This window comes from Rhizobium sp. NFACC06-2 (assembly GCF_900101425.1).
Classification (GTDB): Bacteria; Pseudomonadota; Alphaproteobacteria; order Rhizobiales; family Rhizobiaceae; genus Agrobacterium; species Agrobacterium leguminum.
Genome location: NZ_FMVA01000010.1, coordinates 121,907 through 135,142 on the forward strand (window position 1 = coordinate 121,907; position 13,236 = coordinate 135,142).

10 protein-coding genes are annotated in these 13,236 nt (G+C 59.0%); 7 read left to right on the top strand and 3 right to left on the bottom strand.

The genetic code is table 11. The features are described 5' to 3' along the window. The first annotated feature begins 11 nt into the window (after nucleotides 1-11). Genes tssI through F3H58_RS17760 form a run of 4 tightly spaced genes read left to right on the top strand, consistent with a single transcriptional unit; the run spans nucleotide 12 to nucleotide 6,067 of the window. Entirely contained in the window at nucleotides 12-2,276 is a 2,265-nt protein-coding gene (gene tssI / locus F3H58_RS17745) for a type VI secretion system tip protein TssI/VgrG (protein ID WP_149743102.1), read from the top strand. A 13-nt stretch (nucleotides 2,277-2,289) separates the two neighbouring features. Further along, entirely contained in the window at nucleotides 2,290-3,405 is a 1,116-nt protein-coding gene (locus tag F3H58_RS17750) for a DUF2169 family type VI secretion system accessory protein (protein ID WP_149743103.1), read from the top strand. After that, on the top strand, nucleotides 3,402-4,970 hold the full coding sequence (locus F3H58_RS27270) for a DUF4150 domain-containing protein (RefSeq protein ID WP_188128974.1): 1,569 nt from the start codon (nucleotides 3,402-3,404) through the stop codon (nucleotides 4,968-4,970). The genes F3H58_RS17750 and F3H58_RS27270 overlap by 4 nt, the downstream gene beginning before the upstream one ends. Beyond that, on the top strand, nucleotides 4,967-6,067 hold the full coding sequence (locus F3H58_RS17760; RefSeq protein WP_149743104.1) for a hypothetical protein: 1,101 nt from the start codon (nucleotides 4,967-4,969) through the stop codon (nucleotides 6,065-6,067). Before F3H58_RS27270 ends, F3H58_RS17760 begins: the two co-directional genes overlap by 4 nt. A 298-nt stretch (nucleotides 6,068-6,365) precedes the next feature. Here F3H58_RS17760 and F3H58_RS17765 read toward each other — a convergent pair whose 3' ends face one another. Beyond that, a complete protein-coding gene (locus tag F3H58_RS17765; RefSeq protein WP_149743105.1) occupies nucleotides 6,366-8,351 on the bottom strand; it encodes a putative bifunctional diguanylate cyclase/phosphodiesterase in 1,986 nt (661 codons plus the stop codon). Between the two features lie 342 nt (nucleotides 8,352-8,693). Between F3H58_RS17765 and F3H58_RS17770 the strand changes: the two genes are divergently transcribed. Genes F3H58_RS17770 through F3H58_RS17780 form a run of 3 tightly spaced genes read left to right on the top strand, consistent with a single transcriptional unit; the run spans nucleotide 8,694 to nucleotide 11,881 of the window. Further along, on the top strand, nucleotides 8,694-9,533 hold the full coding sequence (locus F3H58_RS17770) for an inositol monophosphatase family protein (RefSeq protein WP_149743176.1): 840 nt from the start codon (nucleotides 8,694-8,696) through the stop codon (nucleotides 9,531-9,533). Nucleotides 9,534-9,593: 60 nt separating this feature from the next. Then, nucleotides 9,594-10,202: a dual specificity protein phosphatase family protein gene (locus tag F3H58_RS17775; RefSeq protein ID WP_003522018.1), complete on the top strand. Its 609-nt coding sequence runs from the start codon at nucleotides 9,594-9,596 to the stop codon at nucleotides 10,200-10,202. Then, nucleotides 10,196-11,881, top strand: a complete 1,686-nt coding sequence (locus F3H58_RS17780) for a metallophosphoesterase family protein (protein WP_149743106.1) — start codon at nucleotides 10,196-10,198, stop codon at nucleotides 11,879-11,881. Before F3H58_RS17775 ends, F3H58_RS17780 begins: the two co-directional genes overlap by 7 nt. 27 nt (nucleotides 11,882-11,908) lie before the next feature. On the opposite strand, the gene F3H58_RS17785 is transcribed toward F3H58_RS17780, so the two are convergent. Both F3H58_RS17785 and F3H58_RS17790 read right to left on the bottom strand, forming a co-directional pair. Next, the gene (locus tag F3H58_RS17785; RefSeq protein ID WP_149743107.1) at nucleotides 11,909-12,895 is read right to left on the bottom strand and encodes a LacI family DNA-binding transcriptional regulator; all 987 of its coding nucleotides are present in this window, start codon (nucleotides 12,893-12,895) and stop codon (nucleotides 11,909-11,911) included. A 92-nt stretch (nucleotides 12,896-12,987) separates the two neighbouring features. Next, nucleotides 12,988-13,209: a hypothetical protein gene (locus tag F3H58_RS17790; RefSeq protein WP_149743108.1), complete on the bottom strand. Its 222-nt coding sequence runs from the start codon at nucleotides 13,207-13,209 to the stop codon at nucleotides 12,988-12,990. Between the last annotated feature and the right edge of the window lie 27 nt (nucleotides 13,210-13,236).

Consider the following 13,236-nt stretch of genomic DNA (forward strand, 5'->3'; position numbering starts at 1 on the left):
AGGAGTATCCCATGAACGACCAGCCGTCTTTTTCTGATTTCGTTCAGGCGAGCCGCGTTCTGAAGGTGTCTTCGCCACTCGGCGAAGACCAGCTTCTGCCAGAGCGCCTGTCCGTCGAGGAGGGCGTATCGCAGCTCTTCGACATTCGTCTGACGGTGCGTGCCAAGAAGGAAGCGGTCAAGCCCGAAGAGCTGATCGGACGGCTGGTCGATATCTCCATCGAAATCAGCCAGGGCGAGGGCGAGGGCGGCGGTGTTCGCCGCCCCTTCAACGGCCTGGTGACGGAGCTGCATGAGGGCCCGCCGATCACACGCGGCATGCGCTCTTATGCGCTGACCATCCGCCCGCAAATGTGGCTTCTGTCGCGCCGGTCGGATTGCCGTATCTGGATGGACAAGACGGCGGTGGAGATCGTCGAGACGCTGTTTTCGGAACACGGTATTCCCGCCCCCGATACATCGGGCATCATTTCTCCGCCGCCTGCACAGCATTACAGCGTTCAATGGAACGAGACCGATCTCGATTATCTCACCCGCCGTTTCGAAGAGGACGGCCTGTTCTACTGGTTCAGCCATGAGGATGGTTCCCACAAGCTGCATGTGGCCGATAGCGCCAGCGGCTGGCTTGGGCCGTCGCCGGCCGCCCAGGGGGAGGGGACGGTGCGTCTGGCGCAGGGGTCATCGGACCGCAACCACATCAACGACTGGGCGCGGCGTTTTTCCTATGTCTCCGGCCAGCGGGCGGGTGCGGACTGGAATTTCGAGACGCCGGGCATGGTGCCGGGCACGATGACGCCGTCTCTGGTGCAGATGCCGGATGCGACGAAGCGCGAGCTTTACGAATATCCGGCCCGCATCAGGACGGTGGAAGAGGCCGAGCGCGCGCAAAAACTGCGCACCCAGGCGATCGAGGCCGATCATGACCGGGTGTTCGGTTCATCGACCTCGCGCGTTCTGGAGGCCGGCCGCCGCTTCACGCCTTATGAGGTTGCCCATCCAGAGCATGCTTACGAAGAACATGTGATCATCAGGGCAAGCCACAGCATCGTCGACCTCTCCTATGAGACAAACAGCAACGAGCCGGAATATCGCAATCACTTCGAGGCGATCCCGGCCCGCGTGCCGCTGACGCCGCACCGGACGACGAAGCGTCCGCGCATCGAAGGCACGCAGGTGGCGATTGTCGCCGGACCTGAAGGCGAGGAAATCCATCCTGACCAATATGGCCGCATCAAGCTGTGGTTCCCGTGGGACCGCAAGGCGAAGAAGGATGGCACGGATACGTGCTGGGTGCGGGTCAGCCAGGCATGGGGCGGCGGCACATGGGGTGCGCAGGTCATTCCACGCATCGGCATGGAAGTCATGGTCGCCTTTGTCGATGGCGACCCGGATAAGCCGCTGGTCATCGGCGTGGTCAACAATCCGGCCAATTCCGTGCCTTACGACCTGCCCGCCAACAAGACACGTATGGTGCTGCGCTCCAACAGCCACAAGGGCGACGGTTTCAACGAAATCACCTTCGAGGATGAGGCCGGCAAGGAGAACCAGTTCTTCCACGCCCAGAAGGACCAGACGACGCGGGTATTGAATGACCGGACCAAGCGCATCGACCGGCACGAGGTCGCCTCGGTTGGTGGCAACCGGGCGGTGGAAGTTTCCGGCAACCAGAAACACGAGATCGGCGGCTCGGTAAACACCGTCGTCGGCGGTACGGGGCCGATGGCGATGATGGCCATGGCGGGCGTGCAGGCGCTCTCCGGGCAGACGGCGGGGCTGCTTTCGCAGGCCGCCCAGATCGCCGGCGGCGGTGGCCCCGGTGTCGCGGCCTTCGCCACCACGCTTGCCTCGTCCGCACTCGGCTTCCTCGGTGCCAGCGGTCTTTCATCGCGTGAGGGGGTCGTTTCCGGCCCGAGCCCGCGCGCGGATGCGGGTACGGCGCTAGCCGGCTCCGGCTCGGGCGTCGGTTCCGATGCTTCGGAATTGTTTCCGCTGCCGGGCATCATGAACACGATCGTCAGCACGTTCAAATCCGATAGCGTCGGTGTGGCGCGGGCTGAACAGATCGGGGTCAGCAAGGTTACGAATGTAGGCCAGACGTCGCTGGAGAGCGTCGGAAAGTTCAAGAAGATTGCAGTCGGTGAAGAGTTCGTCATCGAATGCGGCGATTCCAAATTCATCATGAAGGCGAATGGCGAGGTCATCATTCTTGGCAAGACCTTCAACTTCGTGGCGACGGATCATTTTCAGCTTCGCGGCAAGCCGATCGATCTGAACTGACGGAGGCCGGGTCTTGGAACTTCAGAACCGCCTGCCGTTTCCCGCCATGGCTTTCCGTCAGTTCGATGCCGAAGGAGGGCTCGATTGTATCGTCTCCGTGCGTGCAACATTCACGCATGCTCAGGGCGGTTCGCTGGATGTCGCAGCCGAGCAGGAAAGTTTCCAGTGGGAGGATGCCTATGAGGGCGATCCGCACCAGACCGTCCTCCTGCGCCAAAGCGACCTTACCCCGGACAAGCCCGGCACGGATATAACCTTTCTCGGCAATGCGTGGTCTGCGAGTGGCGAGCCGGAAAAATCCTGGCGTGCCTCCATCCGCGTTGGTGATGTTTCCAAGGAAATCGAGGTTTTCGGCAGACGCTTCTGGCAACCTGTCGTTAAGGAGAAATGGGCAGGTTTTGCTGCCAGGGAAGCCAAACGTGTGGTAGCGGATTGGAAACTGAGCGATCCTGAACCGGCTAGAAGCGTGGCCATATGCTGGCGCAACGCTTATGGCGGCGCGATCCCTGGCACAGGTGACGCGGAGACGGAAACACCGATTGACGTGGAGCGCCGAAACCCGCTTGGGTGCGGCATCGTCAATCTTGAGACGCCTGCCGACGCCGGGCCTGTTCCAGCTCCGCAGATCGCTGCCGTTGGTGAGCATTCCGATTGGCGGAGCACGCCGGAACCGCAGGGATTTGGGCTCGTTTCGCCTTGGTGGCAGTTCCGTCAGCAATATTCCGGAACTTATGACGACGGTTGGCGGGAGGAGAGGCACCCCCTCTTGCCGCGTGATTTTGATCCACGCTTCTGGCAGGCGGCCCATCCTGATCTCATCGCGACGCCTCACCTCAAGGGTGACGAGAACTACGAGCTCGTTAATCTGAGTTCTAAGCATCCGGTCGCGAAAGGCTCGTTGCCTGGCCTTACCCTCGGTGTCCATTGCTCTCGCGAAGATCGCGATGAATGGCATGTGCTGAAGCTCGATGGCGTGCAATTCGACTGGCGCAATGACGGACGGGTGCTTCTGACCTGGCGCATCAGGTTTCCTCTTCCCGATGCCGGTGAAACAAAACTCACCCTGACGCGCGTTCGTCTGAAGTCGCCCGAAACCGAAGCGGCTTTAACCGAGAGGGAGACAGCATGAGTATCCCCAGCGACAATTATATCGGAGAGCCCCAATATCCCGGCACATGGACCACGGCGACACCGCGTGAGGGACTGCGTGACATCGATGAGGCGCGTATCGTCTCTTTGGCGCCTGATGTATGCCTGACACCGGTTGGCTCGTCGGTGGTGCCTATTCCCTATCCGGTCGTGGATTTTTGCGGCCATGATAAAAACTACACGCCGTCTGTTCGGTTCACCGGCAAAAAGGCAATGGTGATGCGTTCGTGTACGACACATGTGCACGGCGACGCGCCCGGTAACCGTAAGGGGGTAAAATCCGGCACGGTGGAAAGCATCTGCGAACCCATCGGGCACGCTGATCAGGTGCGTGCCGAAGGCTCGCATGTCATTCGCCACCTCGATCGTTTTTATATGAACAGCAGGAATACCCAGGGTGAGGCGATCTTCGTCCGCAGCACGCAGACCTATGATCCTCCCAAGGACGATGATCCGGTGCGGGGATCGCTTAGATGGCAGGACGGGTCGGACGAAGGCCGGGTTATGAGCGATGCGTCGCCCGAGCCGTTTAAAGAGGGCGAGAAATACGCTTATGCGGGATCGGCTGCCGCAGCGACGACTGGGGCAGCTCAAAACTCTGCGCAAGCACTTCGCGGAGGAATGCCGGCGACAAGGCCGACTGTCCCCCAGACTGTTCCTCGTGGTCCGGGAAGGGTGATAACCCCGGGACCCGCCCGAGCGCCTCAGTGGTATCGTACCCCGCCTCACAGGGTTGTGAGCGATCTTGCAAAAGTTGGCCGTCTCGCGAGGGTGGGCATTTGGGCCCGCCGCCTAAATGTCATCGGGATATTATCAAGCGTCCTTATCCCCGATAATGGTGCAAATCTGTCTGACGTCGTCCCACGGGACGATCAGGAGCGGCGGATCAAAGAAATGTTCGACGAGGGTGTCGACGCCGGACATGACAGCTGGGAGATGCGGGATTGGGCGATGGAGGAGCTCCGTCGACATCGGCAGCGAGTGCGTGAGGAACCAGAAAGTCGGCCACAGGCATTACCCCAAAGCGAAACCGTACGTGTCTCCGATCGGGACGAATACCGCAAGAAGTGTCAGGTCGACCGTTACGGCAAGATGAAGAGCGTCTGCGGTCAGTACGGCATGCAGGCTCACCATATAGTTCCGGACTGGACGCTTCGTTATGGCGCGAGAGAGGAGGCCGATAAGCGCATTCCGAATATGCCCAGCCTTAATGATGGTATGGCTATATGTGTTATTGGCAATGCCCGGGTAGAGCAAACCGAGCACTGGGGTGGTCATCTGGCGGACAAGGCGATCGAAAATGCCGGTAGAAATTCAACGCCACCTTTTACGGCACCCTTACATAAAGTAGTTCAGGCGTCGGCCCAGGCTATGATAAGCGTGAGGCCCGATTGTGCAAAAGAGATTATGGCAGCCCTGACGACCCAATATGCTGGAAAAAATCCGTTCCAGCTTTTACGAGCTAAACAATATCCTCCCCTTCCTGAAGAAACCATATCGGCTTTGAAGTCTGGAGCTGTTGAAGGAGCGACCAGAAAACCATGAAAACCAAGCTGCCTATCGATTTCACGAGAGCATATGCGAGGTCGGGCAAAACGCTCGCCGTTGTCGCAACGAGAGACAATGCTGAACCTTTCGATCCTGATGGCCGATTTTATCGGTATGATCGTGACGACGTGCCGCCGCAGGACTGGACGTATTCCGACTTCGGTTTCCATATTCAAAGCATGACTGTGTATCATAGCGCTGAGCACGCTACGCCAGATGGTTATTTCGTTTTGCTGTCGTCGGAGGGTGACGTTTATCACACCTACTGGAAGGAGAATTTTCAAGAGAAAATTCACGGAGCCGGTAGTTGGAGTGACGATTCGAAAGGCTACGGGCGTCTCACTCGCATCCGCGAGATCGGGCAACACCTATATGCCTGCGGAGAGGGGGGGCAAATCTATGTTCGCAAGGGGAACAATGATTGGCGTCTCCTGACCGATAAATTGTTGCTGAACCCAAATGCGCAGGAGGAAGCAAAGCCTGAAAAAGAGCCGGAATTTCTTTCTCCGGAATGGCAGGAATGGGTCACTCGGTCGGCCCTCAATCCAGCCTCCCGCGATATACTGTTCTTTGACATAAACGGGTTGTCGGAAGAAGCCATCTATCTTTGCGGGGAGGAGGGGCCCGGTACCAAACCGGTCCTTTGTTTCTGGGATGGTCATGAGTTGCACGAACTGAAAATTCCAATTCCGGTAGCCGCTTTGACCGGAATTTACATCGAGAATCCTGACAGTGTCTGGATATGTGGGAGAGAAGGTGTTCTCATACACGGAAGTCACACACGGGGATTTTCGCCTGTCGCATTACGGCAGCAGCATAATCTCTTTCACATGATCACTCCGTATCGGGAAAAACTTGTCATGGCGGCGAGCGTTCGTCCCGGCGGTCTTTATGAGTATGATCCCAAGACAGGACGTTTTGGCAGATTTGATCCTCCTCTTCCGCGCTTGAGCAATCGTGATGATAACGAATCTATCGACAATGGTCCGTTTTTTGCGCAAGTGATCGAAAACGTGCTTTGGGTCGTCGCATCGAAAGATGTTTTCCGCTTCGATGGTGCGGCTTGGGAACGGATAGAACACCCAGATCTCTGAGTTGCGAGCTTTCGAAGGCTTCGAATGTTATTGATGCGGCGGGGTCTGCCTGAGGCCTTCTAAAATCGCAGCAACGTGGACCGGGAGGGAAATGGCATGAGCCTCCCCCCGACAACTACAGCGGCGAACCACAATGCCGAGACACATGGGCCGCCACCGGGACGCTGCAATATGGCTGCATGTCCTTGATGAGGCACGTATCATCTCTTTGGCGCTTGATGTATCCCCGACCCAGGTTGGCTCATCGGTGATGTCTATTCCGGTGCTGGGGAAGTTTTACTTGGGAGCGCATCGGAGCTTACCACCAAGCCTTGTTTGGATTTTTGAGAGCTATGGATTTGGTGCGATGTTTGGGACTCGCCTGTCCCGAAAGAAACGCACCGACATCCTCTTCCCGAAGCGGCGGTGCATAGATGTAGCCCTGCACCAGCGTGGCGCCGAGGCCTTCGAGTGCGGTTAGCTCGGCTGGTGTTTCCACCCCTTCCACCACGCATTCCAGTTCCATGTCGCGGCTGAGGGTGAGGAGGGATTTCACGATTTTGTAGCTGGCCGGTTTTTCGTGCAGATCCGTGACGAAGCTGCGGTCGATCTTGATCTTGGTCAGCGGCAATGCATGCAGTCGCGTCAGGCTGGAATAGCCGGTGCCGAAATCGTCCAGCGATATGCCGCAGCCGAGGCGGCGCAGCATTTCGACCGATTGCCTCACCTGTTCGAAATCATGGGCAAAAGCCGTCTCGGTAATTTCAAGGTCCAGCCGTCGTGCATCGAAGCTGCTGTTTTCGATGATGCCGAGCAGGGAAAGCACGCCCTCGTGGGAATTGAGGTCCTGGGCCGAAAGGTTGAACGACAGGCGCAGGGAGGGTTCCCACTTGGCGGCGGAGGCGAGCGCCATCTTGAGAAGCGGCCGCGTCAGCGAACCGACGATGCCGGCCCGTTCCGCGATGGGGAAGAACTGGCAAGGCGGCACATGTCCGAGAACCGGGCTGTGCCAGCGCGCCAGCGCTTCAAACCCTGCCGTCCTTCCGTCGCGTATATCGACGATCGGCTGGAACACGACCGAAAGCTCGTTTTCCATATCCCGCTGTTTGAGCAGGTGCTCGACGCGGGCTTCTATATTGATCTGCTTTTCGTGCTCCGCATCGAACAGAACGGCATCGCCACGCCGGGTTTTCTTGGCGTGATAGAGGGCATAATCCGCCCTGTCGAAAAGCTGTTCGAGCGTTGAGGCGAGGTTTGGAAACACGGCAATTCCCATGGAAGCGGAAACATGCACGGTTCCTTCCGGCATATGGTAAGGCGCCCTCAACTGCTCGGAGATCGCATTGGCATTTGCGACGAGTTGTGCGTCATCCGGTATGATCGGGGCGACGATGGCGAATTCGTCACCGCCCAGCCGAAAGGCCCTGCTGGCTTTCAGATTGTCGGTGAGGCGTTTGCTGACATTGACCAGCAGCCTGTCTCCCACGGAGTGTCCGTAAAGATCGTTGACAGGCTTGAACCCGTCCAGATCGATCACACCCAGCGCCAGCCGGGTTCCGTTGGCCCTGGCTTTTTCGAGCTCGGCCTCAAGGTGAGCGAAAAAGGCGCGGCGATTGGGCAGTTCCGTCAGGCTGTCGATATTGGCAAGCAGCAGGTTTTCGTTGCTGAGCGCTTCCGTGCGCTGTTGTGAAATGACCATGCGCTCGAAATTGCGGTAGTTGGTCAGCAGAATGGACATCATGCCGGTGCAGACCAGCAAAACGTTGATGGCGATGGCAACAAAGGTCGGTTGCTGCGACGCCAGAAAGAAGGCGATGAAGGCGCCATTGACGATGAGCGTCACAGTGAAGGCGGCCGAGCGCACATACATCAGACAGAAAATGCAGGAAATGACGGTAATCGCCATATAGAAGGCGACGTGGGATTGCATATAGGCATCCCCATACGGCACCAGCAGGAAAGACCAGAGGGTGAATGCCATGGCGATGCCGGCAGCGAGGCGATTTGTGCGCCGAAGGGCTGCATGCGCCACCCGCGGTTCGGGATCCATGCCGCGCGTCCTCCACCAGAAGGCGACCCTGAGCGTGCAGCCGAGTGTGAAGAGGGCGGGAACTCCAACGGTGAGCCAAGGCGGCGCCAATTGCATATGTGTCACGGCAAGCGCCCATGTGCTTGAAAGCAGGATGAAATACATCATCGGCATCTGTCGGGTGAAAGCGCGGTACTGTGCTTTCAGCAGATCAGGATTGTCGGACCGGACGGACATGAAGTCCTGCAGTTTTTGTGTGGCGGTCAGTATTTTCATTCATGGCTCTTCAAATACAGAGCGGCATTCGTAACATAATTCCCGTTACATCATCGGAAATACACAGGGTTAACCGACAGACAACTACATCAACCACAAGATGCAGGCGCTGTGTTTCGCAACATTCCAATGTTTTCAGTATTAAATGTTCCCTGCGGGGATATTCCTGATGGGGGAGGAAGCCCTTTGCTTCATGCCATGAGTTGCGGCAACTCCATCGAATTGGCATGATCGGCCCGCCCGCTTCCAATGTCCGTCAGCTCCCTTTCAACGCCCCTTGAAAATTTTGAACGCGCGTGCAATGTGAACGCGTGTTCAAACTTTGAGAAATGGTTCTTGCGCATGGATTCGATCCACTATCCCGATACATTGGCGGCGCGTGCCGAATTGTGCCGCAGCGTTATTCTTTCCGCCGGCGAACTGGTGCTGAAAGGTTTTCAGGGCGAGGCGACGCGCAGCTTTTCGATGAAGGGGCCGCAGGATTTTCTAACGGTGACGGATGCTGCCTCGGAAGCGCATATTCGCGGCGCGATCACGGCCGCTTTCCCGGAAGACAGTTTTTTCGGGGAAGAGGGCGGCGGCGAGATCGGTGAGCGCGTCTGGGTCGTGGATCCAATCGATGGCACCGCCAATTTTGCCCGTGGCATTCCGCATTTCTGCATCTCCATCGCCTATGTCGAAAACGGCCAGACCGAAATCGGGGCGATCTATAATCCCGCCCTTGGCGAGCTTTATTTCGCCCGCCGCGGCGAGGGAGCGACGCGCAACGGGCAACCGATCAGGACTGCGGAAACGGAGCGCTTCGATGCCGCTTCGATCGAGATGGGGTGGTCCACCCGTATCGCGAATGCGACCTATCTCGATGTCGTCAGGAACCTGCTCGACATGGGCGCCAATGTCCGCCGCGCCGGCTCCGGCGCGCTGGCGCTTGCCTATGTGGCTGATGGCCGTTCCGATGGCTATCTCGAATTGCATATGAATTCATGGGATTGTCTTGCAGGGCTGCTACTCGTCAGCGAAGCTGGCGGCGATGTGTGCCCTTTTCTGGAGATCGGCAGTCTCAGGGAGGGCGGGCCCGTGCTGGCCGCAGCCGCCGGTGTTGCCAAAGGCGTCAGCCAGGCATCGAATATAGCGCTGGCCGCGCGGCAGCTGTCGGATCGTCCGCGGGCGGCATCGGCGTGATTCCTGGCGGAGGCCCTTTTGCAGAGGGGGCCTCGTGCTTCATGCATGTGGAGGAATGAAATGGATGGACCCGTTTATGCCCGGCCTGCAATCAGCCTGATTGCGGAAGGGCTCGGCCCGCACAATGCCGCGCTTTACATTGGCGGCAGCGATGGTGCGAGCGATCTCGGGCTCCTGCGCCGGCATGGCATCACCACTGTCGTCAATTGCGCCGTCAATCTGGATATCAATCTCGTGCAGGCGGTGGCGGAAGAGGGCGACAGGCGCGCCGTGGGTTATGGCGACATCCGTTATTACAAGCTCGGCCTTATCGATGGCGAGGGCAGCCCCGACACCATGATGCTGGGCGCCTATTACATTCTCGACGGCGCGCTTCGACAGACCATGCCGAAGCGGGAAACCTATCCCTTTGCCGATGGCGGCAATGTGCTCGTCAATTGCCGCAGCGGCCGCAGCCGTTCCGTCTCACTGGTGGCACTTTTCCTGCACAAGCAGCAGCCGGATCTCTATCCGACCCTCGACGATGCGCTGGCCGTGATCCGCACGAAGCGGGAATTGCGGCCAGACGAATGGTTCGAGACGCCGAAACCGATGCTTTACGCCGCCGCTCGCCGTGCTTCCGACTGGATCGACATGGTCGAGGGCAGAAAGACCGCTCAACCATGCTGACACGCACGCTTCCCTCCGTTGCCGTCATCGCAGACGCGCATTTCCATGACACGGCAGCCGATTTCGGATTTCCCGGCATCGAAATCGATGGCCAGCGCATCACCATGCGCAGCTGGTCGGATACGCGTGAATCCACCCGGGTTTTCAATGAAAGCGCCGATGCATTGCATGCGGCGCTGGAAGAAGTGCGGCAGCGCGGCATTCGCCATGTGGTTCTGCTTGGCGACTATACCGATGATGGCCAGCGGGTGACGACTGAAACGCTGAAGAACATTCTGCAACGCCACAGCGACGCCCACGGCACGGCCTTCTACGCATTGCCCGGAAACCACGATATTTTCGGCCCATGCGGCCGGCACCATACCAAGGAGTTTCTGACGGAGAACGGCAAATGCCTTTCCGTTTCAAGCGATGCCCGGCGGGCCGGTGAGCGCGTTGTCGTGAGCGACGGGATGTATTGCGAAGGTTATCCTGCGGGCCTTGGCCCGATGGCGGCTTTCGGTTATTTCCGCCAGCCGGATTATCTGCATTGGGAAACCCCTTTCGGTGTTTCCGATGCGCCGGAGGACCGGCTGTACGTGGTGCGCTCACCCGATGGGCGCAATGTCTACCGCCTGATGGATGCCTCCTATCTGGTCGAGCCGGAGCCGGGCCTGTGGCTGCTGATGATCGACGCCAATATTTTCGAGCCGCTCGATGGCGAGTTCGAAGCGGGCGAGGAGGCGGCTTTCATCGACAGCACCTCCGGTGGCTGGAATGCGCTTTTGCGCTGCAAGCCCTTCCTCATCGACTGGATAGCTGATGTGCGCCGCAGGGCGGAACTGCACGGCAAGACATTGCTCGGCTTTTCCCACTATCCTGCGCTCGATCCTTTCGATGGCGCAAGTGGTGCGGAGGGCGCCCTGTTCGGTGAAACCAATGTCGTGCGCCGTACGCCACGCAAGGCGGTGGAGCATGCGCTGTTACAGGCCGGGCTTGCCGTTCATTTCAGCGGGCACCTGCACGTGGAAGGCGTGACCCGGCGCGGGGAGGGCGAAAATTCGCTCACCAATATCGCCGTACCGTCGCTCGTCGCCTTTCCGCCCGCCTTCAAGGTCGTCCACCCGTCGCGGCAGGCAATCCTTGTCGAGACGGTGGAGATGGCCGCGCTGCCGGTCAATGGCCGCATTTGCGATGGCTATGCACAGGAGGCAGCATTGGCGGGCGAGGCGAACGACCGGGCTTTTGCTGCCGGCAATTACGGTGAATTTCTGCTGGGCCACAAGCGGGCGCTGATCAGGCATCGTTATTTCCCCAGGGAATGGCCGGCCGCGGTCGTCACGGCAATCGCCGATAAAAGCGTTCGGGAGGTTCTCGACCTGCTGGGAGAGGAAGGCCTTTCCTTGTCTGACGCTGCTATCCTGTCCTTGGACCTGCCGATGTTCGAACTGATTGCCGACTGGTATTGCCTGCGCCAGGGTGTAGGTCTGGCGCTGCCGCATATCTCGCCGCAGCGGCTTTCACTTTATCGAACGCTGGCGGAGCGCTTCGGCCGCGAGCGGGATCGTCACGATGGTTCGGTCGAAAGCTTTCTCGAAATCTTCTTCGGAGCCCTCGGCCTGTTTCTCGAGCGTGCCGAAGGCAGTCCGCGCGATCTGGAGCTTGGGCTCTCACCGCAGCATGAACGGGTTGCGGTTTGAACTGAAGATTTTTGCCCGGAAGGACATCTAGCGCGCGGTGATGCGCTCGACCATGGAAACGGGCACGACCTGAAGCCGGGTTTCCGGCTCATCGCTATCGAGCGCGGTCAAAACCTTTTCGGTCAGCGCGTCGAAAGACTGGGCAACGGTCGTCAGCTGGTAGCTTTTCCAGCCGGCCTGCGGAATATCGTCGAAACCGACAATCGAGATATCTTCCGGCACCCGGCGGCCCATTTCCAGCCGGGCGGCGTCCATGAAACCAAGTGCCAGCAGATCGGTCACACAGAAGGCGCCGTCGATGCTCCTGTCCGCGAGCAATTCTCGCCCGGCCTGATAGCCACTGTCATAGCTGGTGGGGCCGCCGCACCATGGAATTACCTGGATACCCTCCATGGTCATGCGCTCGGTGAAAGCGTTGACGCGGCGCAACTGCGCGGGCGTCTGGCTGCCGCTGGAGACAACCGCAACCTTTCCGCACCTGGCAGCCAGAAGCCGCATGGCGGCCAGGTTGGCGCCGTAAGAATCGTCGCTCAGCACCATATTCGTATCGGTGCGGTCGAGATGCTGGTTGATGAGGATGAGACGCACGCCGTTGGCGATGCATTCGTCGATAATAGAGGCCGGAGGTTCACCGGAAAGAACGATGATGGCCTGCGCGCGGAATTCGAAGAGACGCTCGATGAGCGGTGCGATGTCCTTGCGCGCATCTGCCGCATTCAGCAGCAGGCATTGCAGGCCACGGCGCAAGAGACCGATGCTGAGGAAATCGAGCTGTTTCGAAATGAAGGGAGAACTGAGATTTGCTCCGACAACACCAATGAGGTTGGAGCGGTCGTTATTGAGGCCCTGCGCCAGACGGTTGACGCGATAGCCAAGTTCCTGCGCAGCTTTCAACACCCTGCGTCGGACGGCCTTGGATACGCTGCCGCCGGGAGTGAAGGTGCGGGAAACGGCGGAGCGTGAGACACCCGCCTTTTTTGCTACTTCTTCGGCCGTTACGAACCCTTTCGCCATTCAATCCCCCGTTGCGAATCCACCTGTCTGATAGCACAGGTCAGATTGCAGCGACTATTCCAATCGAAATATTTCGGGTGCTGTGGTCGCGGTCAGTTTTGCGGTTCCAGCGCGCTTGCCGCGGCCTCGGCACGCGCGGCGGCCTCCTTTGCCTCCCGCTCGGCGCGGGAGGCTGCTTCCGGGTTGCTCGAACCGTCATAACCTCCCATGGCGCGTTCCCCGATGGCGATGTGGACATCCTTGAGCTGGACGATGACAAGACCGGCGAGGATGGCTGCGCCGATAAGGAATGCTGTTTTCCCGTTTATGGTCATTCGACTCCACGCTTCGTGTTTGCCGGC